Source organism: Halosimplex halophilum (genome assembly GCF_004698125.1).
In the GTDB taxonomy this organism is placed as follows: Archaea; Halobacteriota; Halobacteria; order Halobacteriales; family Haloarculaceae; genus Halosimplex; species Halosimplex halophilum.
The window spans coordinates 322,030-345,713 of the sequence record NZ_SRHV01000005.1; the positions used below are offsets into that span (position 1 = coordinate 322,030).

Genomic DNA, 23,684 nt, shown 5'->3' on the forward strand with positions numbered 1-23,684 from the left:
TCAGAGCAAGCTCTGACGAGCCTGCGGTCGTTCGCGGTGCTCACTCCCGCAGACACCGGACGCAAGCGAGCGAAGCGAGCGCGCCGTCCGGCCTTTTTCCCCAAGTTTTTGCGACGGAGGATCCCCGCAGCGAGGCCGAAGGCCGAGCGAGGAGCTCTCCGTCGCAAAAAGTGGGCCCTAGTAGAAAGCGACCGGCTGGCCCTCGGTGGCGTCGCCCTCCTCGATCTTCTCTAAGGCCTCCTCGAAGTCCTCGGTGCGCACGTCGGTGCGGCCGTCGCGGATGGCGAACATACCGGCTTCGGTGGCCAGTGAGGCGAGTTCGGCGCCGGAGAAGCCGTCGGTCTCCGCGGCGAGGTGCTCGAAGTCGACGGTCTCGGCGAGGCTCATGTCCTCGGTGTGGATCTCGAGGATGCGCTTGCGACCCTCGGCGTCCGGTTCGGGCACCTCGATGAGGCGGTCGAAGCGACCGGGGCGGAGGATCGCGCGGTCGAGCATGTCGAAGCGGTTGGTGGCGGCGATGATGCGGATCTCGCCCCTGTCTTCGAAGCCGTCCATCTCCGAGAGGAGCTGCATCATCGTCCGCTGGACCTCGGCGTCGCCGGAGGTCTTCGACTCGGTGCGCTTGGCGGCGACGGCGTCGATCTCGTCGATGAAGATGATGGCGGGCTCGCGCTCGCTGGCGAGTTCGAAGAGATCGCGGACCAGCCGCGAGCCCTCGCCGATGAACTTGCGGACGAGCTCGGAGCCGGCCATCTTGATGAAGGTGGCGTCGGTCTCGTTGGCGACCGCGCGGGCGAGCATCGTCTTGCCGGTGCCCGGCGGCCCGTGCAGCAGGACGCCGCTGGGCGGTTCGATGCCGACCTCGTCGAACTGGGCGGCGTCGACCAGCGGCTGCTCGACGGCCTCGCGGACCTCCTGGATCTGCTCCTCGAGGCCGCCGATGTCGTCGTAGGTGACCGTCGGGGACTCGTCGACCTCCATCGCCTGGGCGCGGGCGTCGGTCTCGCTCTCGAGCTGGGACTGGATGGAGAACGAATCGTTGATGGCGACGCGGTCGCCGGCTTCGAGCCCCTCGCGCAGCTGGGCGGGGAGCTCGGTGAGCACCTCCTGGTTGTTGCCGTGCTGTTTGACGACGACGCCGTCGTCTAAGATCTCCTCGGCGGTGGCGACGTACAGCGAGGAGGTCTTGAGCGTCTCGTTCTCGCGTTCGAGCTGGTCGACCTCCTCCGTGAGCTCTTCGCGGCGCTCGCGCGCGCTTTCGAGCTTCGCTTCGAGTTCGCGGTTCACCTGGACGAGCTGTTCGTAGTGGTCCGTGAGCGCGCCCAGTCGTTCGGACGGAGACATGTCGGGGTCGAGTTCCAGCCGGGGGCGCTCGGGGAGCGAAGGACTGCGGGACATCGGGTTAGTGGGTGGTAACGAGCGAAAGAAAAAGTGCCTTTGGGTGTCCCGGCTCGCGTTCGCGCCCGTTCCGTCGGCCACTCGTGTCGTCGAGCGGTCGTTCTGGCCGGGATCCGCGGTCGCTCCCGGTCGGCCCCGTCGCCTGCCGGCGCAATGGAGAAGGCTTATCGGCCGGCGTCGCACACCGACGGGCATGGTCGAGTTCGTAGTACCGGAACCCGATTACGACCGGTACTCAAACCGTCAGCTGGCGGCCGTCCCGCTGGCCGTGCTGGCGATCGCGTTGCTGGTCCTCGCGGGGTGGTACCTGATGACCGGGGCGCCGGTCACACCGGGGATCGCCTTCACCGGCGGGACCGAGGTTCAGATAGCGACAGACGACTCGCGCGCGCAGGTCAGGCAGACGCTCGACTTCGCCGAGAGCGTCCAGCCGATCGCCGGCTCGAACGAGTTCATCGTCGCGACGCAGTCGACCGACACCGACGCCATCCGTTCGGGCGTCCAGTCGGCCGACTACGAGATCGTCTCCATCCAGTCGCGCTCGGCGAGCTTCGGCGCCGACGCCCAGCGGCTCGCGCTGATCGGCGTCGCCGTCGCCTTCGTCGGGATGAGCCTGCTCGTGTTCGCCCTCTTCCGGACGTTCGTGCCCTCCATCGCGGTCGTCGTCTCGGCGTTCTCGGACATCATCATCCCGCTCGCGCTGATGAACGTCTTCCAGATCAAGCTCTCGCTGGGGTCGGTGGCGGCGCTGCTGATGCTGATCGGGTACTCCGTCGACTCGGACATCCTGCTGAACAACCACATCCTCCGGCGGCGCGGGAGCTTCTACGAGAGCACCTACCGCGCGATGCAGACCGGTGTGACGATGACCGTCACGTCCATCTCGGCGATGGTCGTCATGTGGATCGTCTCGTCGCTGTTCGGCATCCCGCTGTTGCCGGATCTCGCGATCGTGCTCGTGTTCGGACTGACCGCAGACCTGCTCAACACCTACATGCTGAACCTGAGCCTGCTCCGCTGGTACAAGTACGAGGGGGTGGCCCGATGAACGCCGTCACACGCAGGGCGCGTGACGAGCTCGCGCGAACCCAGGGGGGATTCGCGTGAACCTCCGCGAGAACTGGCGGATCGTCATGCTGGTCGTGTTCGTCCTCGCGTCGACGTTCGCGCTGTTCGGGCCGGCCGGCGCGATCGACGCCGGCGCGAACAACAGCTCCGCCTACAGTTCGGCGGACGGGCCGACGAACCTCAAGTTCGGCCTCGAACTGGCGGGCGGGTCGCGCATCCGCGCGCCGCTGGTCGGGACGACCGCCGAGAACCTCGACATCGGACAGGACGACCAAGCGAGCGTCCGCCAGACCGTCGCCGCCCAGCTGGACGTCTCGACCGGCGACGTGTCCGTCGTGTCGAACACCGGCAACGGCGACGCCGTCGAGGTGCTCGTCGAGAACGTCAGCGAGCAGCGGTTCCGCGACGCGCTCGCGGAGGCGGGGCTCGACGCCGACGCGGCGACGATACGCGACGGCGTGACCGCACAGACCCGCCAGCAGACCGTCGAGACGATCACCGCGAAGATCAACCGCGGCGGCCTGAGCGGCGGGCAGGTGGCCACCCAGCGCTCGGCGACGGGCGAACAGTACGTCGTCGTCGACGTGCCCAACGCCAACACGACCGAGGTGCTCAACCTCATCGGCGACGAGGGCGAGGTCAGCATCGTCGCGCACTACCCCGTCGAGTCCGGCAACGGCACCGCCTACCGCAACCAGACGGTGCTGACGAACGACCAGCTCGAACAGTCCCAGGTCGGCGTCGCCGAGACCTCCGAGAGCGGCGAGCCGTTCGTCCCGATCACGCTGACCGAGGACGCCGCACAGAGCTACGCCGGCGACCTCGTCGACCTCGGGTTCACGTCGAGTCAGGCGACCAGCCCGTCGAGCTGTCGCTGGCGGGAGAACCCCCAGGACGCGGGCTGGTGTCTGTACACGGTCGTCGACGGCGAGGTCGTCTACGCCGCGTTCATGAGCGACGGGCTCGCCCAGTCGATCGAATCGGGCGAGTTCGAGAAGGCGCCGACCTTCCGGATGTTGACCACCTCGACCGACGAGGCCCAGCGCCTGCAGGTCAACCTCCGGGCGGGCGCGCTGCCGACGCGGCTGGCCGTCGAGGACGGGACCGTCCTGTTCCTCCAGCAGAGCCTCGGTGACCGCTTCAAGTGGCAGGCGCTGCTGACGGGCCTGATCGCGTGGCTCGCCGTCAGCGGGATGGTCTTCCTGCGCTACCGGAACCCCCGCGTCGCCCTCCCGATGCTGGCGACCGCCGCCGCCGAGGTGTACCTGCTGCTCGGGTTCGCCGCGGCCATCGGCCTCCCCCTCAATCTCTCGTACATCGCCGGGTTCATCGCCGTCATCGGGACCGGGGTCGACGACCTGCTGATCATCGCCGACGAGATCCTCAACGAGGGTGAGATCGCGACCGGTAGGGTGTTCCAGAACCGCTTCCGCAAGGCGTTCTGGGTCATCGGCGCCGCCGCCGTGACGACCATCATCGCCATGAGCCCGCTCGCCTTCCTCTCGCTGGGCGACCTGCAGGGCTTCGCCATCGTCACCATCGTCGGCGTCCTCATCGGCGTGCTCGTCACCCGCCCGGCCTACGGTGACGTGCTCCGGAACCTGATGCTCAGCGAGGAACAGCGCGAGTAGGGACCCCTCGCCGGATCCCTCGGCTACCGAGCCCCGTTCAGCAGTCGGAGCGAGCGGTGCCGGAGGCGTTGTCGTAGACGTTCGCGTCCGCGATGTCGCTGAAGGTCACGTTCGAGCAGTCGAGGTCGGGGTTGTACGTGCTGATCCCGTGTTTCGCGCTCTCCCGGATCGTCGCGTCGTGGAGGTCCAGCGCCCAGCCGTCGTTGCCGAACCACCCGACGACGAGACACGCCTTCGTATTGTCGCCCCCGGCGGCTCCGGACCCGCCACCGGCGTACTCCACGACGACGTTTCGCAGGCGGTTCCGCGAGTTCGAGGTCTGGATGCTGAGTCCGGTCCAGTGGCCCGGCGTCTCCTCGACGCCGGTGAACACGACCGGGTCCCCACCGCCGGCGTCCGCGCGGAGGTACCCGTTCTCGACGCGGATCGTCCTGTTCTTCCCGACCGTGAGGGTGGTCCCGGGCTCGATCTCGAGCGGCGCTCTGACGTGGAGGTTCCGACTCAGCCGGTAGGGGACCTCCAGACTCGCCCAGGTCGCGTCCGTGGTCGTCGACATCTCCGTTCCGTCGTACCCGACGTAGACGTGGCTCTCGTCGTTCCCGAGGAAGCTGTTCGATCCGGCGACGTGTCGAACGAGGTCCGGGGGGAGTCGCATGGGGCGGTCGTTCGCGCCGAACTCCGTGTCCTCGACGGCGAAGTCGAACCCGGCAGCGTCGGCGGTCAGACCGCACACCGCGTTGTCGAGGAAGACGCAGCCCTCGACGGTGACCGCGTCCTGCACGAACAGTCCCGCCTTCGACGCGGGGTTGCCGGTCCACGCGCCGCCGCCGGCGTTCATGATGTGGGCGTGTTTCAACGTGGTCGTCGCGGAGCCGGCGTCGGCGACGCGGATCCCCTGCCAGGCCCCGGCCCCGCTGTCGACGCCCCGGAACTTGACCATGCCGTTCGACGTTCCCTCGACGGACAGTTCGCCGCCGTCGACGCTGAGTCCCGTCCCGTCGCGGAACTCGAACTCCACGCTCGCTTCGACGGTCAGCGCGCCGGTGAGCGAGAGGTCCGTCGCCACCTCGTAGGGCTCGCCGGTGTCCACGCAGGTCTGGTCCGTCGAGATCTCGGCCCCCGTCCCCGTCGAATCGAGGCGTATCCTGTCGGTGTCGTTCCCGGTGACGAGCACGTCCGAGGCGAACGACCCGAGGTGATCCGGGTGGACGCGGACGGGCAGGGGGTTCGACTCGAAGGTGCTGTTCGCGACCGAGAGCACCGAACTGCGCTCCCTGGCCACGAGCCCGGCGCTGTCGGACGCTCGCACGGTCGCCTCCGAGAGCGCCACCTCGGCGTCCCGAACGAACAGCGCCGCCGCCGACGCGGCGTCGCCCGTCCAGGGCTCGCCGCCCGCGTGGGCGACGACCAGCCCGCGGAGATCGTTCCTCCCCGCGCCGGCCCCGCTGGACCCGTCGTCGAAGCGGATCCCCTTCCAGAACCCCCGCTCGGCTCGCCGCCCTCTGAGCACCACCGGATCGCTTCCGCTGGCGTCGGTCTCGAGCCGCGGCGGGTCCGCTCCGTCGTCGGTGGCGACGAACTCCAGGCCGGCGCCGGCGGCGAACTCGACGACGGCACCGGCCTCGAGCGTGAGCGTCCCCTCGTCGATACGGTGGAGCGAGTCGACCCGATAACACCCCGGCCCGACCGTCGCGCCACCGTTGAGGTCGCTCCGGGCGAGCGTCGTGTACCTGGAACAGTTCGCCGGGACCGGCGTGCCCGTCGGTTCGTCCGTGGTCCCGAAGTCGTCCTCGCAGCCTGCCAGCCCGGCCGCCCCGACGGTCGCGCCGAGCGTCCGCAACAACTGCCGCCGATCTGTCGCGCCGAGTGCTCCGTCCGCGATACGCGCTCCGCGTTCGTCCCGACTCGCCGCCCCCGTGCGTTCGCTCATGCAAATTGATGAGAACGAGATATAATAAGTTGACATGATCGTTCGAGTGAACTTACGAACTCGTAAGTGGTCGTCGGTCCACTGCCGCTCCGATGGACTGCCGGTCTCAGAAGTCGTCGAGCGTCGTCCGCCGGAGGCCGCTGCCGTCGGAGCGCACTTCGGTCTCCTCGGGACTCTCGTCGACCGCACGGCCGCCGTCGGGTTCGAACTCGCCGAGCGAGGACTGCGAGACCGCGGCGAGGGCGTCCTTGCTGGTCTGCCAGGACGCGCGGGCGCAGGCGGGCAGCTCCTCGTGGTCGGCGACGTAGGCTTCGAGGAACTCCCGGGTCGTGTCGTCACCGGGGTAGCCGCTGCCCACCTCGCCGTACTCCTCGGCCAGCCGTTCGACGTGGGCGTCGCGGGCCACCTTCGCGACGATGCTGGCCGCGCCGACCACGGTGTAGGTCTCGTCGGCGCCGTGCTCGGCGCGGGCGTCGACCGCGGCGTCCGCGGCGTCCTCGACGCGGCGCTCGAAGCGGACGGCGTTGGTGTCGCCGGCGTCGACGTAGCCCTCCAGCGGGTCGTCGTCGGTCGGCGTCTCCTCGACGGCGTCGGCGAGCGCGTCGACCGCCTCGGCGTGGGCGGCGACGGTCAGCGAGTTCATGTCGGTCTCCTCGTCGTCGATGCGCTCGACGGGGATCTCGGCGACGCCGACCGACCCGACCTCGCGGATCCGTTCGGCGAGCTCCGCCCGGCGCTCCGGGGCGATCCCCTTCGAGTCGCCCACGTCGCCGGGCAACTCGGCGGGGTCGACCGCGACCGCCGCCGCGAACATCGAGCCCAGCACCGGCCCCTTGCCGGCCTCGTCGACGCCGAACTCCTGCATGGCCGCGGCTTGTGTCCCCTCGTATTTAAACCGTCGCGGTCGAGACGCCGACCGTCTGACGCGCGTCTGCCGTCTCGGGGTCGCTCCCGGCGGTTCTCCCCGCTCGAACCGGGCTATCGGCCGGTCCGAACGGCGTCGGCGACCTGAAAAAGCGGGGCGGGTACGTTCGCGCGCGGTCGGGACGGGTCAGGCCCCGCCGGTCGGCGTCGTCACTCGACCCGCTCGTCGAGTTCCCGGGCGAGGCTGCGGCCGATGGTCTCCATGCCGGCGTCGCCGGGGTGGAGGATGTCGGCGGTGTAGCCGGACACGTCGGTCAGCTCGCGGCCCTCGACCACGGAGATGTCGGGGTGGTCGGTGTCGGCGACGATCTCCCGGAGCGTCTCGCGGTAGGCTTCGGCGCGCTCGGCGTCGCCGCCCGCGACCACGTCGGGGTAGTAGGGGAACAGCGTGATACAGAAGATCGGCTCGTCGGGGTGGGCCTCGGCGACCGTCTCGACGAACGCTCTGGCCTTCGCCTCGAACTCGTCGACCGGAAAGTCCTGGTTAGCCATGTTGATCGACAGCGCGAGCGTGGCCACGTCCCAGTCGTCGCGTTCGGCGATGTACTCGCCCATCGGCAGGTCGGCGTACGCCGAGCCCGAACAGCCGAAGTTCAGGGGGTCCCAGCCCAGTTCGCGGGCGGCCCGCGAGACGTAGTTGAGGTGGTCCGCGGAGGCCGCGGCGCCCTCAGTGATCGAGGTGCCGTAGGCGAGATAGCGGGTGTCGGGCAGCTCTTCCGGTTCGGGCGGTCGGCAGTCGCCGCGCACGTCGTGGACGGCGACCGCGGGGACGCGCTCGAAGCAGATGCGACAGACCCGTGGGTCGTATCGTCCGTCCAGATCGGCGTCGAGTTTTCGCAGCCGTTCGGGCACCGAGAGCGTGAGCGTCGTCGGCTCCGGACCGATGTCCGTGGGCTTCCAGGGCTGGAACCCGCCCCAGAACACGTGGAGTTCGCCCGGCTCGTCGGCCGAGAGGGTGACCTCGACCTCCGCGTCGTCGCTCCCGGGGACGAACCGGAGTTCGCTCCCGGTCGGGTGGCGCACCCGGTCGTCGGCCATCTCGTTGAGTTCGGCGGCCACGTCCGCCGGGAGCCGGTGCAGCCGGTCGCCGTCGTCCGTCCAGTCGGCGGGCACCGTCTCCGCGACGTTGTGCAGCGACACCGAGGGGTACTCGTCGAGCGTCGTCATTCGGCCTGACAACTCGCAGCCGCCCCCTTGGCTCCGTCGGTGTCGGCGCTCCCCTCCGGCATCCGCCGACGGCGCGAGGCCCGACCACGCGACTCGCCGGTGGCCGCGACCGGCGACCCGAAACGGGGCGGTCCGAGCCCGACCGCTCCCCGTCTTTCGTCACGCTCCCGCAGAAATATCGATTTCACATATTGTATTCTAATTTGTTATACACGATCTGACAGAGTTCCGAACCCGTCAGGCGAGGCGGCGTCCGCTCGAACGCCGCGGCCTCGTCTCCGTCCGGTTCCCGCCCGGCCCGAACGACGCTCCCCGGGAACGTGATACTCCGATAGCAAGCCGTTAGACCGCTGTAATCGCGATACGACGGTCTCTCGGCCGGTTCGACGCTCCCGCCGGGACCCACGAGTGTCGACCGTCGACCGGTCGGCGTTCGCCTCGCGACCCCGCGGGTCACTCACGCCGAATTCGCGCCAGACATGGGGCGAGCGTCGTATCGAATCGGATCCTGAATCACCGGATTCGGGCCGTGACACCCCACGACAGACCGATGCGCGGCCCCCTCTACGAACCGACCCTGATCGACCGCGGACCGGAGCCGCTCGGGCCCATCGCGCGCTCGGCTACCGGCGGGTCGGACCCGACAGCGAACTGCGCTTCGGTCGGCGCTCTCCGCGCACGGATCGGCCGGACGGCGGGCCGGCGCTCGCCCCGGCCACACCGCGAAAGTCTATAATATCTCTTAGGTTATAGAGTAACGATAGGAAAACTATCAGTATCCGATCGGGGGTGCGACGAGTCGAGCGCCGTCGCGAACCGATCCCTCCGGGACCGCGCCACCGGGGTCGGCGGTGTCGAGGCGGGCGTAGCCGGGTCCCGCCGGTGGGACCCGGATCGGATCAGGCGGTCTCGGCGAACCGGTTGAGCGCGTAGACCGTCGCGAGCGGGTCGCTCGCGCCGCCGGCCGGGAACACGAGGTCGTCCGTCGACCGGACGTGGTCGAGGACCGCGGGCGAGGCGTGCTCGGGCGCGGCGGCGATCCCGGCGTCGTGGTCGTCGACCCACTCCATCACCCGCAGGTCGGTCTTGCTGTCTCCCAGGACGAGCGCGAACGGGTCGTCGACGCCCAGCACGTCGAACGCCGCTCGGACGCCGACGACCTTGTTCAGGTCGCGGCTGGCGACCTCGGCGGCGTCGCCCTCGTAGTAGGCCACGTCGAACTGGTCGAGGTACGCCTCGACGCGGTCCGGGACCGTCGTTCCCTCGGGCAGCGCGTCGCTCGTGGTCAACACCTCCCGGATCTCCCCGTCGGCGCCGGCGTAGTACGCGCGGGTCCAGTCGACCGCGGCGGCCACTGCGGCCGGGGCCGCGTCGACCGCAGCGGCGATCGGTTCGTAGTGATCCGGCGGGAAACCGCCGTCGTGCCCGCCGGGATCGACGTTGAGTTCGGTCGCCACGACCCCGCCGAGGAGGTCAAGCAGCGTCACCAGCGCGGTGTCGATGACCGCGACCGCGTCCTCGCTGCCGGTCTCGAAGTTCGGCTTGACGGTGACGTTGAACTCGTTGCCCTGGAGGTGACACCCCCGCCGAACGGAGTCGGGGGCGACGGCGAACACCTCCCGGCGCAGTCGGTCGAACACCGCGCGCACGTCCTCGTCGAGGTCCTCGTACAGCAGGCGCTTGGTGTCGGGCCCGTGACCGGGCGTGAACACGCCGTTGCCGCTCTCGTAGACGACGCTCAGGTCGCCCGAGTGGACGATCTCGTTGCCGAGGCCCTGTATCAGGAAGCCCTTGACGTTCTCGAGGGTCTGGCCGGTGCAGACGACGATCGGGACGCCCGCGTGGTGGAACTCGGTGAGCGCGTGGAGGGTCTCGCGGGGGATCTCGTTGTCGGTCGTCCCCGCCGAGCGCAGCGTCTCGTCCACGTCGAGGACGAGCACCGAGACGGCGCGGCCGTACTCGTTGTAGAGGTCGAGGCCGGTAAAGGCCTGGTCGCGGGTCGCGCGGGCCGCGATGTCCGCGTACGTCTCGCCCGTCGCCGGGAACGCCTCGCGGATCTCCTCGCGGTGGGCTTCCAGTTCGTCGCTCGCGTCCTCCCAGTACGACAGGGCGACCGGCGAGTCGACCGGCGGGAACAGGTCGACCATCTCGCGGTAGGCCCGGAGCGACGCCGTGTCGAACTCGTCGTACAGGTGGTACAGCTGCTCGTAGCGGTCCATACTCTCCGACACGGGGACACGGGTGAAACTGGTTTCGGTGGTCGCTCCGGCGCCCGATGCGGGACGGGTCCCCGCCGGCACCCGGGGGCGACACAGCGGAACGGCTAACACCCACCGGTCTGAACGACGAGAGGGATGAAGAACATCGACGACCTCATCAGCAGCGCGACCGCCCTCGCCGAGGACGGCCTCGCGAAGGGCGAGATCGCCGACGAACTCAACGTCTCGAAGGAGACGGCCGCCTGGCTGGTCCAGCGAGGGGACGCCCAGTCGCCTCCCCCGGCCGGGTCGACGACCGAACCGGAGGACATCCACGTGGACTGGTCGGCGATCGGCCGGGACAGCGCCCGGCTGACACACGTGGGCCGCGCGGTCGCGGACCTGCTGTCGAAACAGGGCGAGGAAGTGGATCTCACGATCGGCGTCGAGAAGGCCGGCGCGCCCATCGCGACGACGGTCGCCCGCGAACTCGACACGGATCTGGGCACCTACGCGCCGAGCAAACACCAGTGGGACGACGGCGAGAGCGAGGAGCTGTCGGGCTCGTTTTCCCGCAACTTCGCGGGGATCCGCGACCGGGAGTGCTACGTCGTCGACGACACCATCACCAGCGGGACGACGATGACCGAGACGGTCGAGGCGGTCCGCGACCGCGGCGGCGAACCCGTGGCCTGCGCCGTGCTCACCGACAAGCGCGGCGTCGAGGAGATCGAGGGCGTCCCCGTCTACTCGCTGGTGCAGGTCCTGCGCGTCGGCCAGTCCGAGTGACCGGCCGGCTCGCGCGCGGCCGGCGGTCGAGCGGCGTCGCCCGTGCCGTCGGGACGGAACCGCCGGTGGGGAACCCCCGAACTTTTGTCGGACGGTTCGGTGGTGGGTCACATGGACCCGTCCGTGCTCGTCGCCGGGGAGACGCTCGTCGACTTCCTCCCCGACGCCGACCGGCCACTCGCATCGACCGAGCGGTTCGCCCGCCAGCCGGGGGGCGCGCCGGCGAACGTCGCCGTCCGGCTCGCCCAGCTCGACCACATACCCTGGTTCTGGACGCGCGTCGGGGCCGACCCGTTCGGCGAGTTCCTCGCGGGCGTGCTCGCCGACCGGGGGCTCCCCGACCGCTTCGTCGAGCGCGACCCGTCGGCCAAGACGACGCTCGCCTTCGTCAGCGGCGACCCGACGAGCGGCCCCCGGTTCACGTTCTACCGCGACGGGACGGCCGACACGCGCTTCCAGCCCGGGCGCGTCCCCGACGAGACGCTCGACGCCGTCGAGTGGGTCGTCGTCGGGAGCGTCCTCCTGGCGAGTTCCCCCTCCCGGGAGGCCGTCCACGACCTCGTCGAGCGCGCCGAGGCCCGCGACTGCACGGTCGTCTTCGACCTGAACGCCCGGCCGGAGCTGTGGCCGGACGCCGACTTCGCGGCGGAGACCCGGCGGCTCCTCCCCTCGGTCGACGTGGTGAAGGCCTCGCCCGAGGACCTGGGGCCCGCGGGGTTCGACGCGGACGCCGCCGACGATGCGGCGCTGCTCGACGCCGTCGCACCCGAGCTCCACGACCTGGGACCGCACACCGTCTTCCTGACGCTGGGCGACCGGGGCGCCGCCGCGTCGGCGACGGCCGCCGCGCCCTGGGGCGCCGACGACGCGACCCACGACGGCCACCGCGTCGACGCCGTCGACACGACCGGCGCGGGCGACGCGTTCACCGCCGGCGCCGTCGCGGCGCTCGTCGAGGGTGAAGACGACCTCGACTCCGTCCTCGCCCGCGCCAACGCCGTCGCCGCGGCGTCGACGACGCGGGCGGGCGGGATGGCCGAACTGCCCGACCCCGAGTCGGTCAGGTGAGTTCCGGGGCCGGGCGGGGACGGCGGGAAACCAGTCGAACGAGTTCCGGGGCCGGGCGAGTCCCGCGTCGGGGGACGGACAGTCCGCGACGGCGGTCTAGGACCAGATGCTCTCCATGTCCCACACGTCGAGCGATTCGAGGCGGGCGGCGCCGCGGCGGGCCGAGAGCGAGAGGCCGACGCTGTCGTCGCGGTCGGGGTAGACCCGCGTCGTGAGCGTCCGGCGGCCGTTGGCGAACACCTCGACGATGCTCCGGTCGACGAACACGCGCAGGTCCAGCCGCTCGTCGTCGGCCAGCGACAGCGAGCCGACCTCCGGCGGCCGGCTCCGCGCCGCCGGGTTCTCGCTCGACTGTCCGAGCTCGATCCCCAGCGCGTCCGCGTCGTCCCAGTAGGTGACCGTCGTCGCCTCGTCGCCGTCGGGCGAACGGAGGACCGAGAGACCGACCTCCGCGGCGTCGCCGACGTCGATCTCCGCCCGGAGTTCGAGGCTCGCCCCGCCGATGTCGGGGACGACCCACTCCTCGTCGGCCGCGAGCGGCCGGTCGTCGACCCGGCGGTGGTTCGTCCGGAGCGCGGTCAGTTCCTCGACCGGCTCGACGCGGAGGTCGTCGCCGTCGAGCGAGAGCGCACGCGGGAGGCTGACGACGCCGGCCCACCCCTCCTCGGGGTCGGCCCGCCAGTCGCGGCGGCCCTCGACGACGTTGAAGAAGGCGATCGACCGGTCCTCGGCGTGGAGGACCGACGGCGCGTGGAGGTTGCCGTGGTCGACCGGGCCGAAGTTCAGCCGGCCGTGCGACCGGATGTCGAAGTCGGTGCCGCCGTGGTAGTCGCCGACGTAGTACTGCGGGCCGTGGCTGTGACTGAAAAACAGGAGGACGTGCTTCCCGTCGAGCTCGAAGAAGTTGGGGACGGCACCGTCTTCCTCTGGGTTCGTGTGGTAGCCGTCCTTGACGAGCGTGCCGCGGTAGTCCCAGTCGGTCAGGTCCCCGGAGGTGAAGTGGAACTCGGCCGTGCGGCCGTCGCGCTTCCAGCCCGACAGCGAGTGGTACGTGTCGCCGTCGCGCCAGAGACACGGGTCGAAGATCTCGTACGGAGCGTCCTCGTCGATCGGGATGACGGGGTTCTCCTCGGCGCGCTCGAAGTCCGTGAGGTACTCGTCGTCCGCGGCGGCGATGCAGTTGCCCGCCTCCGTCCCGAAGTACATCACGAGCGCGCGGTCGTCCTCGACGAGCGCCTGGCCGCTGAAACAGCCGGCCTCGGGGCCGTTCTCCGGTGACAGGGCGATCGGGAGGTCTCGCCAGTGGACCAGGTCCTCGCTGACCGCGTGGCCCCAGTGCATGGCCTCCTCCCAGGGCCGGTCGTCGGTCACGTGGGGTGGCCAGAACTGGTAGAAGAGGTGATACCGGCCGTTCCAGTAACACGCGCCGTTCGGGTCGTGGAGGATCCCGCCGGGCGGCACGAAGTGGTAGTCGGGTCGATACGGATCGCTCCTGAACTCCCGCCGTCGGTCGACCAATCGGTCCAGATCCGACGACATAGCGATCTCTGCGGGGAGCTCACCGTCGAGGCTCATACGTGTCCGTTCCCGGGAATCGACTTAAATGTGTACGTTGAACGAGCCGCGGGCCGGCCGCTTCATCACCGGATGGCAGGGGGACGGACCGATCGCGGGTCGGTAGCACCACGTCGCAGGTCGGTGACGGAACCGCCCGCCCGAGCCACCCACCGTCGGTACCCGGAGCAGTACCCGACGCTGCAGTACCGCCCAGGCCCGCGGTGCGTGTCGCGGTCACTCCCCTTCGCCGGCGCGCTCCTTGACGAACGTGACCGGGCAGTCGGCCTCCAGGAGGACGGTCTGCGCCGTCGACCCGAACAGCGCCTTCCCGCTTGGCGAGCGCTTGCGCCCGCCGATCACCACCATGTCCGCCGCGACCGCCTCGCTCACGTCGAGGATCGAGTCGCTCTCGTCGCCGACCGCGCCCCGGACGACCACGTCGACGCCGGCGCCGTCGAGGTGGTCGGCGACCGAGGCGGCGACGCCGTGGCGCTCGGCGAGCGCATCGGCCGCCCCTTCGGCGTCCGGAGACATGTTCAGCTGGTCCAGGAGCTCGTCGTAGCGGTCGGCGTCGAACGCGTGGAACACGACCACGGTACCGCCGTCGTCGACCACGTCGGCGGCCGTCTCGGCGAGACGCTTCTGGCGCCGGTCGTCGGTACTACTGACAGCGAGGACTACCGTCTCGATCATGCCAACGTATCGCACTATCACGGCGCTACTAAAGCTTTGGTACTGTTCCGCGCGATTCACCGCGCTGGGCGGCCGGCCGACGCCTCCCGGGATCGGTCGGGGGCGACCCCGTGACTGCGACCGCCCGTTCGTGTCTGATATCGTATGAGAAACCTTTTATATTAGTATAATCCCATCAGGCATATGGTCGAACGCTTCGCGGACGAGGAGTCTGCGGTGTCGGGGGTCTCGCCCCGGTCGAGATGGACGCGCGAGCAGGCCGCGCACATCCGGCGGATGCCCGAGACGGTCGCTCCGGTCGTCTACCCGCCCGAGGGGGTCCCGAACGAGGACGTGCACGTCTGGGACACGTGGCTGCTCCGGGACCGCCACGGGCGGGTCGCGACGGTCGACGGCTGGCAGGTCGCCTTCTCGCTGACGGCGGCTGCGGATCTGTTGCCGGGGACGCGCCACGACGTGGCGACCATCCGCTATTTCTACTCCCGCGACGGCCGGACCTGGCACAGCGGCGGGCGGGTCTTCGCCGAGGGCCGGGCGTTCGGGCAGCGCCAGTGGGCCGGGTCGGCGCTGTACGACGACGGCGACGTCTACCTCTACTACACGGCCGCCGGCGAGGCCGACGCCGACGAACTGCGCTACAGCCAGCGGATCGCCGCCGCCTCCGGCGCGACGGTCCGGACGGGCGACGAGCGCGTCGCGTTCGACGGCGAGTGGGACCACCGGCTCCTCCTGCGGCCCGACGGCGAGCTGTACGAGACAGAGGCCCAGTCGCGGGCGATGACCTACACGTTCCGGGACCCCTGGTTCTACGAGAACCCCGAGACGGGCGAGACGTGCCTGCTCTTCGAAGCGAACGTCCCGGTGCCCGAGGGCAGCGACGCTTGCGGCGGTGACGACGCTCAGCAGGTGTACAACGGCTGCGTCGGCGTCGCAGTGTCGGAGTCGGGCGACCCGCTGGAGTGGGACCTGCGGCCGCCGATCCTCGACGGCGTCTGCGTCAACCAGGAGCTCGAACGTCCGCACGTCGTCCGCCGCGACGGTCGGTACTACCTCTTCGTCTCGAGCCACGACCACACGTTCGCGCCGGGGATCGACGGCTACGACGGGCTCTACGGCTTCGTCGCCGACTCGCTGGGCGGCCCCTACCGCCCGCTCAACGACTCCGGCCTGGTCGTGACGAACCCCGCGAACGCGCCGTTCCAGGCCTACTCGTGGATGGTCCTGCCCCACGACGAGGAGCTGCTCGTCCAGTCGTTTTTCAACTTCTACGACTTCGCCGGCGACTCGGTCGACCTGATCGGCGAGCTGCCCGAGTCCGAGCAGCTGCGACGGTTCGGCGGGACGCTCGGCCCGACGCTCAGGCTCGCACTGGACGGCGACCGGACGCGGATCCGCGGGACGCTCGACGCGTGGCACCTCCCGACGGCCGATGCGGCGCTGCCCGACCTCGCACCGGACGAACCGGGGTCGACGCGCGCGTTCGAGGGCGGACGCGGTTCGTACGGCGCCGACGAGTCGAGCGCCGACGGGAACTGACTGCTCGCGGCCCGGACGCGGCATCCGCCGTCCGCGTCGCCACTGCGTCCGCCGGGACGCTCGAACGCGGAGTCCGGACCATCGAAAGAACGAGCGACGGCGGGCGTCGCCGGTCGGCCAGCGCGGCGCCGCTGGCGTCAGTCGACCTGCGCGTCGCCCCTGTCGGCGTCGGTGCTGGCCTCCGCCTCCCGGACCAGCCCGTGCGAGAGCGCGTCGCCGGACGCCACGTCGAACAGGTGGAGGCGCCCGCGGTCGATGACCACCTCGACCGACTGGTCCTCGCTCACGTCGCTGTCGGGGTCGACACTCATCAGCAGCCCCGCGCGCTCCTCGGCGTCGCCCATCCCCGACTCCTCGCCCGAGATCGGTTTCAGGTAGACGAATATCTCGTCGCCCATCGGTTCCAGCACGTCGGTCTCGACGGCGATCGGGTCGGTCGGGTCGACCGCCTCGGTGCTGTTGTCCGCGAGGTAGATGTCCTCGGGGCGGACGCCCATCTCCACGCTATCGCCGCGACCGAGGCCGTCGACGGCAGTCGCGTCGAACGCGACGCTGTAACCCTCCGCTTCGAGCGCGCCGTCGGCGACCGTCGACCGGACGAAGTTCATCGACGGCGAGCCGATGAAACCGGCGACGAAGCGGTTGGCCGGCTCGTTGTAACAGGTCAGCGGCGGGGCGATCTGCTGGAGCTCCCCCTTGTTGAGGACGGCGATGCGGTCGGACATGGTCATCGCCTCGGCCTGGTTGTGCGTGACGTAGATGATGGTCGTGTCCAGTTTCTTGTGGAGGCGCTGGAGCTCGGTGCGCATGTTCACGCGGAGCTTGGCGTCGAGGTTGGCCAGCGGCTCGTCCATCAGGAACACGTCGGGTTCGCGGACGATGGCCCGCGCGATGGCGACGCGCTGGCGCTGGCCGCCCGACATCTCGTCGGGCATCCGGTCGAGCATCCCCTCCAGTTGGACGATCTCCGCGGCTTCCTCGACGCGCTCGTCGATCTCCGCCTTGGGGAAATCGCGCAACCGGAGCCCGAAGGAGATGTTGTCGTAGACGTCCATGTGCGGGAACAGCGCGATGTTCTGGAAGACCATCGCGATCCCGCGGTCCTTGGGCGGGAGGTTCGTCACCTCGCGGTCGCCGATGCGGATCTCGCCCGAGGTGGGCTTGGTGAGCCCCGCGATCGTCTCCAGCGTCGTCGACTTCCCGCAGCCCGACGGCCCGACGAGGGTGATGAACTCCCCGTCCTGCAGGTCGAGGTTCATCTCGTTGACCGCCGTTACGTCGTCGTACTCCTTGACTACGTCCGTGAGTTTGACTCGTGCCATGGTTACTCCTTGAGCGCCCCCTGCGTGAGGCCGCTGATGATCTTGTCCTGTGCGACGACGACGAGGATCGCGACCGGGACGATCGCCACGAGGCTCGCTGCCGCCTGGAGGTCGTAGCGGGTGGTGTACTGCGTCTGGAACGCGAGCACGCCGTCGACCACCGGCGCCCACTCCGCGGCGCTGTTACCCGTCATCAGATACGAGAAGAAGAACTCGGTGTACACCGTGATGAAGGTGAGAATGCCGGCGGTCGCGACGCCCGGCGCCGAGAGCGGCATGATCACGCGGAACAGCGCGCCGACCCGGGTCGTCCCTTCGACTCGCGCCGCCTCTTCGAGTCCGTCCGGGATCTGGCCGTAGAACGTGGTCAGGATGAAGATCGCCAGCGGCATCGTGAACGCGCTGAGCGGCGCGACGACCGCACCGGGTGTCCCGTACACCTCCACCGGGAGCGTGAACAGGCCGAGCATCGGGACCTGCTGGTTGAACGCCCGGAACAGCGGGATGAACAGCGTCGCCGGCGGGAAGAAACTGAACACCAGAAGCGAGAACAGCAGCGGCGTCTTCCCGCGGAACTCCAGGCGACCGAACGCGTACCCGGCGAGGCTTCCGACGAGGAGCACGAACAGCGTCACCGTGAACGCGTAGAAGAGGCTGTTGAACATGAACCGCGCGAACGGGACCTGCTGGAAGACCTGGATGAACGCCGACATGTCGATCGTGGTCGGGACGAGCGGGATGTCGGTCTGTCCGGGGGGCGCCATCGCAACGTTGAACAGCCAGTACAGCGGGAACAGCGAGGTTGTCAACAGGGCCCCGCCGAGGAACACCAACATGACGGCGTACGCCTTCTCCGGGTGCCGGATCCAGTCGTCCGCCCACCGCCCGATGGGGGATTTGTCCTCCCCGTCGCCGTCCGTTTCGTCGTCCGATCCGTCGAACGTCTCCGCGTCTTCGTGGTTGCGTGCGTCGATACTCATGTTATGCGAACCCCAGGTTCTGATTGCTTCGGCGGATGAATCCGAGGTATATCGTGATGAACAACCCGACGACGATCGCGATCAGTACGCTCACGGCGGCCGCAGAGCCGTACAGCGTCGCCGACCCGAACATCATCTGGGTGACCAGACAGGTCATCGACGGGACGGTCGAACACCCGACGCCGGTCGACTCGATGATGCCGTACACCCGGAGCGCGCCCATCGTCCGGAACAGCATCGCGACCATCAACACCGGGAAGACCAGCGGGAACGTGATGTGGCGGAACCGCTGCCACCGGGAGGCGCCCATCACGTCGGCCACTTCGTAGAGATCCTGGTTGACGCTCTCCAGGCCCGCCAGGATCAGCAAGGCCATGAACGCCGAGGTCTTCCAGATGTCCGCGACCGTCACGATGACGAACCCGTCGAAGGTCGTGTTGAGGGGGAGACTCGAGAAGAGCCCGATCTGTTGGAGCGGCTCGGTCAACAGGCCGTAGCCGGGCCGGAACAGCAGGAAGAAGATCATCCCCTGGATGACGATCGGGATCGCCCACGGCAGGATGATGAGCAGCCGGACGAGCCGTCGGCCCCTGTACTCGGCTCTCATCAGCATGGCGTAGAGGAATCCGAGCAGCGTCTCGCCGGCGACGCTCAACACGGCGAAAAGGACCGTCATGAACAGCGCCTGTTCCAGGATCGGCGTCTGGAACGACGGGTCGACGAACGCCGCCGGAGCCAGCGCATTGTCGTTCGTGAGCAGCGCAACGTAGTTGCTGAACCCGACGAACTCCCCCAGGTTGCCGCCGGTGATCACGTCGGCGAAAAACGACATCCTGACGGCCGACGCCAGCGGCCAGAACGCGAACAACAGCAACACGAGGAACCCCGGGGCCAACAACAGGTACGCGTACGCTTGCTCGCTTAGATTCTCCGTCCACGTCGCGATCCGAGTCAGTATCCCGTCGGACACCTCCGGGCCCGCCTGTTCAGTTGCCATGGCGGCTGTCACCTCCCTGTGCGATTGCCCGCCCTTGTGGTACGAGCATCGACCGCACGTTTTTCTTGCGGATAGTTATCATTATCGTTCGTTTTAGCTGTGGGTTAACTCCTGTGGGCCCGACCGCCGTCGGGACAGAGTCGGTCGGTCGGACGCGGTCACCCCGACTGCTCCTCGATCGCGGCGATCTGCTCTTGCATCGCCGTCGCCGCCTCCTGGGGCGTCTGCTCCTGACGGAGCGCCGCGTTGACCTCCTCGGCAACGATGCTCCGCTGGTTCGGCCACACCGACGTCGTCGGGCGGGGGATCAGGTTCTCCGTCGAGTACTGGAGCGCCTCGAAGTACGGCCCGTACGTGTCGCTCTGCTCGACGTAGCTGTACAGCTCGGGCTTCGGCGGCATGAAGTTCGCCGTATCGAACTGGTACTTGAGGACTGAGTCCTCCCACCACGCCTTGATAACTTCCTTCGCGGACGCCATGTTGTCGGTGTAGGGGTTCATCGACATGATCCAGCCGCCCTGGGCGTGCCAAGACCCGTTCGGCCCTCGCGGCAGCGGCATCACGCCGAGTTCCATGTCCGTCCCCTCGAAGGCGGTCACGGCCCCGCCGATGGAGTACGTCCAGTTGCGCTGGGTGACTGCGCTCCCGTCCTCGAAGAGGCTCTTCGTGTCCGGTTCGCTCCAGCCGGCCACCTCCACGGGCGAGACGCCCTCGATATCCATCGGCGCGCTGCCCGTGCCGTGAATGATGTCGACTGCGGCCTCGATCCCGTCGATGGACTTCTCGGAGTCGAGGGTGACGGGACGGTCGCCGATCGGACCGAAGAGGTTGTCCCGCCCGCCGAAGAAGGCGCCACCCATGCTCGTGAGGAACTCGTTGAACGTACAACACGCCAGCCCGGCGTAGTTGTTCCCCTGCCAGAGGTGCCCGTAGTCGACGTCGGCTCCGTCCACGGCCTCGGAGACGATCTGGGAGAACGTCCCCCACGTCGGCGGGTCCCCGCGCCACGTGTCGAAGTCCGAGTCGCCGTAGCCCGCCTCCCGAAGCAGGTCCTTCCGGTACGTGATGGTCGGGAAGTCGGGGAAGACCGGAACCGAGTACAGGTCGCCGGTCTCGGGGTGGGTCCCCGTGTTGATCATCGACTGGACGCCCTCCTCTCTGACCCGGGAGATGAACTCGTCGTCCATCTCCTCTTCGAGGTTGACCAGGTCGCCGCGGACGATGAACGGGATCGTCCACCCGTTGTCGGTCAACACCAGGTCCGGATCGGACTCCTCCGCGTTGATCGCGGTCCGGAGCTGCTGCTGTTTGCTGCCGGTGTCCTGGGGCGGCCGAGTCATCTCGATCGTGATCGAGTCGGGCACGCCCGCTTCGTGCAGGACCTCGGGGAACCCGGCGTCCACGAACTGCGGCCCCGAGAAGACGGTGACCGTGCCGCCGATATCGTCGCCGCTCGTTCCCATCGGCGTCGCGGTGCCGTCGCCGCCGTCGCCACCGTCGCCACCGCCGCCACCGCTACAGCCGGCGAGCCCGGCGGCCCCCGTCGCACCGATCGCCTTCACCATCCGGCGCCGCGAGATGCTGGTTCCTCGGCTCTCCGTTTCGGTTGAGTCACTATCGACCATGCACTTCCCACGTATTCCCTATACTATTTAAATTCTTGGACAGCGTTCTGACACGGTACGTGCCGGTTGGCTACACGAGCGGTCGGGACCGACGGGAGTGGGCCGGGGCGGCCCGTCCCGCGGGGCCCGTTCACTGGTCGGTTCGGGTGGTCGCCCACATCGTCTGCGTCACTTGATGTCCGTGATCGTCATCTGGATCGCCCGGATGTCCTCCAACACGGCGCCGTACCCGCCGATGGTATACTCCTCGTCGCCGGATCGGACCCGGAGCGCGGCCTGGATGAACTGCTGTGCGAACGTCACGTCGCGGTCCTCGTAGATGTCCGTGTAGATCACGTCGACGACCTCGCCCTCGATCTCGACGGCCTCTCTGCTCTCGGTATCGACCCCCTCAACGCGGACGGTGACGGTCTCGTCGTCGGTTCGGACCGACTCGATCTCCCGGATGAGCTCGCGGATGCTCACGAAGGTCGTCGGCGTCCCCATCGAGGCCGAATACAGCGTGTCCCAGGGCTCCCACAGCTGGATCTGGTAGTACCAGTGGAGGATCGAGCCGAGCGTGTTGTCGTCGACGACGAGTCCGTACTGCCCGTCCCACTCGTTGTCGACGGCGAGCGCGGCGAACGAGCCGTCGACCAGCGCGATGAAGTGGGCGGCCGCCTCGCACTGGCGAACCTCGAACGCCACGTCGGGAAAGAGGTGCGGCAGGTCCGTGTCCGCGCCGGTCTCCCCCGTCTGTACCGCGATCCGGATCACGACATCACGGTCGATCGCGTCCCGGAGCGGGTCCGCCAGTTCGAGGAGTTCGTCGGGGGTCACGCAGAGATGCACCGTGTGTTCCGCCGCATCGATCCGCGCGGTCGCTTCCCTGACCGTCGCCGCGTGGGTCTGGAAGACGCTGATGTCGGTCTGCTCGAAGCGCGGCCGCTCCCAGACCGCTTCGAGGCGGTCGGCGCCGTCTTCCAGCTCCGTCGCGCGGTCGCGGAGCTCTTCGGCCGCCGCCGAGACGTTGGCGATGCGGCCCCGGAGCGACTCCCGCTCGTAGGTCTCGACGTACCCCTCGTCTTCCAGGTCTCTGAGCACGTCGTAGAGCCGTGACCGCGGCACGGAACAGACACTCGCGAGCTCCGCGACCGATGCATCACGCAACTGGAGCAATCCGAGGTACGCCTCCGCCTCGTACCCGGAGAACCCTGCGTCGGCGAGCACCCCCTCCAGTTCGTCGAGGTCGTCCATAGCCTAACAGCGGGGTCGACCCTCAAAAACTTCTCTGCCGATCCCGTCGCCCGAGTGATCCGTCGGGCGGGCCGTTCGAATATGGCGAACGCTTTTGACGGATCCGTCCGTGGACCAGGTATGGATACGGACCGCGTCAGCGCGACCGCTACCTCCCTGGAGATACTCGAGTCCCTCCGGCGGCAGGGTAGCGCGGGCGTCACGGCGATAGCGGAGGACATCGGTGGGTCGAAAGCGAACGTCCACAAACACCTCGCGACCCTCGAAGACGCGCGTTTCGTCCGATCGACGGACGGGCAGTACGAACTCGGACACCGGTTTCTCGGGTTCGCCGTCGCGGGGAAACAGCGGGAACCGGTCTACATCGAGGGGCTCAACAACCTGGCAAAGCTCGCGGACGTGACCGGCGCGACGGCGATACTCGTCGTCCGGGAGGGGCTCGAAGCGGTCTATCTCCACACGGTCACTCCGGTCGGTCGGGTCGGGACGGATCCGCTCGAAGGCCGTCGGGGGCCGCTCACCGAGATCCCCGGCGGACTCGCTATCCTCTCGTGTTACTCCCCGGAGCAGCGCCGATCGCTCGTCGAGGAGGCCGTCGGCGAGACGGACCGCGTCGAGCCGATCCTCGACAGACTCCGGACCGCAGCACAGGAGTCGGTCCTCGTCGAACGGGCCGAGCCCGCCGGTAGACCGGAGGAGATCGTCGCACCAGTCACCGGACCTGACGGCGATCCCGCCGGCGCCGTCGGCCTCGAACAACCGACGACCAGCGACGAGAGCGAGCGTGTCGAGGCGGATCTCCGGAAACTCGTCCGGAACACCGCCGGGACAATATCCAACCGATTGTCGCTGACGCAGTGACCCCCATCCGTTCGCTGACTTCGAACGAAGCTGCGCACCTCCCGGGTCGGGTGAGTTATTGCTGATGTTTGCAGCGGATCGCGGCGACGATTCCGGCTCGGCGCCGTTCTTGACACCGATCCAATTCTGTTGCGATCCACTTCACAACAGACTCGCGTCCTCGGTAGTACCACCGCGTGTAGATTACACTGGTAATATTGTAATCGGTTCGGGGTCCGACCGGCAAGTCGCACGGTTGTACATCCGGGTCTCCCCCGGTCGGATCGACGCCGATGCGAGTCCCGGAGGCTCCGATCGCGGTTCTGTTGAAGACGGATCCGACGACAAATTATAAAATACGAATATATCTACTATATCTATCACTATATCTATCCTGTACCGTCGTCGGCCGAGATCTGACGCCGGTCCGGAGCGATGCCACCGCTCGGTCGATCGATACCGTACCGAGACGGGTGGTACCGTGCGGATGCCCTCCGGACCGGAACGTGACGGCCGGCGGCGACTCCCTCAGTATCGAACGCATCGACGGTCGACCCCGCCACGGCGTTCACGCCACGGATCCCGCGAGATTCCGGGCCACACCGGCGACACAGCTCCGAAACGCGTCCGGCCGCTCGCCGATACACGAGCTCGGTCGCAGCGCGATACGCCGCCGACGTGTGGCGAGGGATCACCGTCGGGACGGGATATCGACCGCTTCGACC

The 23,684-nt window shown here is 68.7% G+C and carries 18 protein-coding genes; 6 read left to right on the top strand and 12 right to left on the bottom strand.

Features of this window, described 5'->3' with window-relative positions; all coding sequences use genetic code 11:
* Positions 1 to 177: 177 nt before the first annotated feature.
* On the bottom strand, positions 178 to 1,398 hold the full coding sequence (gene pan2 / locus E3328_RS18035) for a proteasome-activating nucleotidase Pan2 (protein ID WP_135366026.1): 1,221 nt from the start codon (positions 1,396 to 1,398) through the stop codon (positions 178 to 180).
* A gap of 193 nt (positions 1,399 to 1,591) precedes the next feature.
* On the opposite strand from pan2, the gene secF reads away from it, so the two are divergent.
* On the top strand, positions 1,592 to 2,446 hold the full coding sequence (secF, locus tag E3328_RS18040) for a protein translocase subunit SecF (protein ID WP_135366027.1): 855 nt from the start codon (positions 1,592 to 1,594) through the stop codon (positions 2,444 to 2,446).
* Between the two features lie 55 nt (positions 2,447 to 2,501).
* On the top strand, positions 2,502 to 4,097 hold the full coding sequence (locus E3328_RS18045; RefSeq protein ID WP_135366028.1) for a preprotein translocase subunit SecD: 1,596 nt from the start codon (positions 2,502 to 2,504) through the stop codon (positions 4,095 to 4,097).
* A gap of 37 nt (positions 4,098 to 4,134) precedes the next feature.
* Here the strand turns inward: E3328_RS18045 and E3328_RS18050 are convergent, their stop codons facing one another.
* The 4 genes from E3328_RS18050 to E3328_RS18065 all read right to left on the bottom strand — a co-directional run bounded on the left by E3328_RS18050 (position 4,135) and on the right by E3328_RS18065 (position 10,337).
* Entirely contained in the window at positions 4,135 to 6,027 is a 1,893-nt protein-coding gene (locus E3328_RS18050) for a hypothetical protein (RefSeq protein WP_135366029.1), read from the bottom strand.
* Between the two features lie 106 nt (positions 6,028 to 6,133).
* Positions 6,134 to 6,892, bottom strand: a complete 759-nt coding sequence (gene rnhB / locus E3328_RS18055) for a ribonuclease HII (protein WP_135366030.1) — start codon at positions 6,890 to 6,892, stop codon at positions 6,134 to 6,136.
* Positions 6,893 to 7,101: 209 nt separating this feature from the next.
* Positions 7,102 to 8,118, bottom strand: a complete 1,017-nt coding sequence (locus tag E3328_RS18060) for a GDSL-type esterase/lipase family protein (RefSeq protein WP_135366031.1) — start codon at positions 8,116 to 8,118, stop codon at positions 7,102 to 7,104.
* A gap of 899 nt (positions 8,119 to 9,017) precedes the next feature.
* Positions 9,018 to 10,337: an HAD family hydrolase gene (locus E3328_RS18065; RefSeq protein ID WP_135366032.1), complete on the bottom strand. Its 1,320-nt coding sequence runs from the start codon at positions 10,335 to 10,337 to the stop codon at positions 9,018 to 9,020.
* Positions 10,338 to 10,472: 135 nt separating this feature from the next.
* On the opposite strand from E3328_RS18065, the gene gfcR reads away from it, so the two are divergent.
* Together gfcR and E3328_RS18075 are read left to right on the top strand one after the other, a co-directional pair.
* Positions 10,473 to 11,105: a transcriptional regulator GfcR gene (gfcR, locus tag E3328_RS18070; protein ID WP_135366033.1), complete on the top strand. Its 633-nt coding sequence runs from the start codon at positions 10,473 to 10,475 to the stop codon at positions 11,103 to 11,105.
* Positions 11,106 to 11,216: 111 nt separating this feature from the next.
* On the top strand, positions 11,217 to 12,173 hold the full coding sequence (locus tag E3328_RS18075; RefSeq protein ID WP_135366034.1) for a carbohydrate kinase family protein: 957 nt from the start codon (positions 11,217 to 11,219) through the stop codon (positions 12,171 to 12,173).
* A 96-nt stretch (positions 12,174 to 12,269) separates the two neighbouring features.
* Here the strand turns inward: E3328_RS18075 and E3328_RS18080 are convergent, their stop codons facing one another.
* Entirely contained in the window at positions 12,270 to 13,748 is a 1,479-nt protein-coding gene (locus E3328_RS18080) for a glycoside hydrolase family 32 protein (RefSeq protein ID WP_135366035.1), read from the bottom strand.
* A gap of 216 nt (positions 13,749 to 13,964) precedes the next feature.
* A complete protein-coding gene (locus tag E3328_RS18085) occupies positions 13,965 to 14,423 on the bottom strand; it encodes a universal stress protein (protein WP_135366036.1) in 459 nt (152 codons plus the stop codon).
* A gap of 183 nt (positions 14,424 to 14,606) precedes the next feature.
* Here E3328_RS18085 and E3328_RS18090 point away from each other — a divergent pair, with 183 nt between their 5' ends.
* A complete protein-coding gene (locus E3328_RS18090; RefSeq protein ID WP_135366037.1) occupies positions 14,607 to 15,959 on the top strand; it encodes a glycoside hydrolase family 68 protein in 1,353 nt (450 codons plus the stop codon).
* Positions 15,960 to 16,096: 137 nt separating this feature from the next.
* On the opposite strand, the gene E3328_RS18095 is transcribed toward E3328_RS18090, so the two are convergent.
* The 5 genes from E3328_RS18095 to E3328_RS18115 all read right to left on the bottom strand — a co-directional run bounded on the left by E3328_RS18095 (position 16,097) and on the right by E3328_RS18115 (position 22,119).
* Positions 16,097 to 17,281, bottom strand: a complete 1,185-nt coding sequence (locus E3328_RS18095) for an ABC transporter ATP-binding protein (protein ID WP_135366038.1) — start codon at positions 17,279 to 17,281, stop codon at positions 16,097 to 16,099.
* A gap of 2 nt (positions 17,282 to 17,283) precedes the next feature.
* Positions 17,284 to 18,261: a carbohydrate ABC transporter permease gene (locus E3328_RS18100; RefSeq protein ID WP_135366039.1), complete on the bottom strand. Its 978-nt coding sequence runs from the start codon at positions 18,259 to 18,261 to the stop codon at positions 17,284 to 17,286.
* A 1-nt stretch (position 18,262) separates the two neighbouring features.
* Positions 18,263 to 19,258: a carbohydrate ABC transporter permease gene (locus tag E3328_RS18105; protein WP_135366040.1), complete on the bottom strand. Its 996-nt coding sequence runs from the start codon at positions 19,256 to 19,258 to the stop codon at positions 18,263 to 18,265.
* A gap of 158 nt (positions 19,259 to 19,416) precedes the next feature.
* The gene (locus E3328_RS18110; RefSeq protein ID WP_135366041.1) at positions 19,417 to 20,883 is read right to left on the bottom strand and encodes an extracellular solute-binding protein; all 1,467 of its coding nucleotides are present in this window, start codon (positions 20,881 to 20,883) and stop codon (positions 19,417 to 19,419) included.
* Positions 20,884 to 21,051: 168 nt separating this feature from the next.
* On the bottom strand, positions 21,052 to 22,119 hold the full coding sequence (locus E3328_RS18115; protein WP_135366042.1) for a TrmB family transcriptional regulator: 1,068 nt from the start codon (positions 22,117 to 22,119) through the stop codon (positions 21,052 to 21,054).
* 120 nt (positions 22,120 to 22,239) lie between these two features.
* Between E3328_RS18115 and E3328_RS18120 the strand changes: the two genes are divergently transcribed.
* Positions 22,240 to 22,980 carry an IclR family transcriptional regulator gene (locus E3328_RS18120; protein ID WP_167837459.1) on the top strand — a complete coding sequence of 247 codons (741 nt, stop codon included), beginning with the start codon at positions 22,240 to 22,242 and terminating at the stop codon, positions 22,978 to 22,980.
* The last annotated feature ends 704 nt before the right edge of the window (positions 22,981 to 23,684 follow it).

Bases quoted from the DNA above. Each gene is read 5' to 3' on its own strand.
- E3328_RS18065 (WP_135366032.1), bottom strand. From the start codon at position 10,337: ATGGACCGCTACGAGCAGCTGTACCACCTGTACGACGAGTTCGACACG.
- E3328_RS18120 (WP_167837459.1), top strand. From the start codon at position 22,240: ATGGATACGGACCGCGTCAGCGCGACCGCTACCTCCCTGGAGATACTC.
- gfcR (WP_135366033.1), top strand. From the start codon at position 10,473: ATGAAGAACATCGACGACCTCATCAGCAGCGCGACCGCCCTCGCCGAG.
- E3328_RS18100 (WP_135366039.1), bottom strand. From the start codon at position 18,261: ATGAGTATCGACGCACGCAACCACGAAGACGCGGAGACGTTCGACGGA.
- E3328_RS18075 (WP_135366034.1), top strand. From the start codon at position 11,217: ATGGACCCGTCCGTGCTCGTCGCCGGGGAGACGCTCGTCGACTTCCTC.
- E3328_RS18105 (WP_135366040.1), bottom strand. From the start codon at position 19,258: ATGGCAACTGAACAGGCGGGCCCGGAGGTGTCCGACGGGATACTGACT.
- E3328_RS18080 (WP_135366035.1), bottom strand. From the start codon at position 13,748: ATGAGCCTCGACGGTGAGCTCCCCGCAGAGATCGCTATGTCGTCGGAT.
- E3328_RS18110 (WP_135366041.1), bottom strand. From the start codon at position 20,883: ATGGTCGATAGTGACTCAACCGAAACGGAGAGCCGAGGAACCAGCATC.
- pan2 (WP_135366026.1), bottom strand. From the start codon at position 1,398: ATGTCCCGCAGTCCTTCGCTCCCCGAGCGCCCCCGGCTGGAACTCGAC.
- E3328_RS18050 (WP_135366029.1), bottom strand. From the start codon at position 6,027: ATGAGCGAACGCACGGGGGCGGCGAGTCGGGACGAACGCGGAGCGCGT.
- E3328_RS18095 (WP_135366038.1), bottom strand. From the start codon at position 17,281: ATGGCACGAGTCAAACTCACGGACGTAGTCAAGGAGTACGACGACGTA.
- rnhB (WP_135366030.1), bottom strand. From the start codon at position 6,892: ATGCAGGAGTTCGGCGTCGACGAGGCCGGCAAGGGGCCGGTGCTGGGC.
- secF (WP_135366027.1), top strand. From the start codon at position 1,592: ATGGTCGAGTTCGTAGTACCGGAACCCGATTACGACCGGTACTCAAAC.
- E3328_RS18115 (WP_135366042.1), bottom strand. From the start codon at position 22,119: ATGGACGACCTCGACGAACTGGAGGGGGTGCTCGCCGACGCAGGGTTC.
- E3328_RS18090 (WP_135366037.1), top strand. From the start codon at position 14,607: ATGGTCGAACGCTTCGCGGACGAGGAGTCTGCGGTGTCGGGGGTCTCG.
- E3328_RS18085 (WP_135366036.1), bottom strand. From the start codon at position 14,423: ATGATCGAGACGGTAGTCCTCGCTGTCAGTAGTACCGACGACCGGCGC.
- E3328_RS18060 (WP_135366031.1), bottom strand. From the start codon at position 8,118: ATGACGACGCTCGACGAGTACCCCTCGGTGTCGCTGCACAACGTCGCG.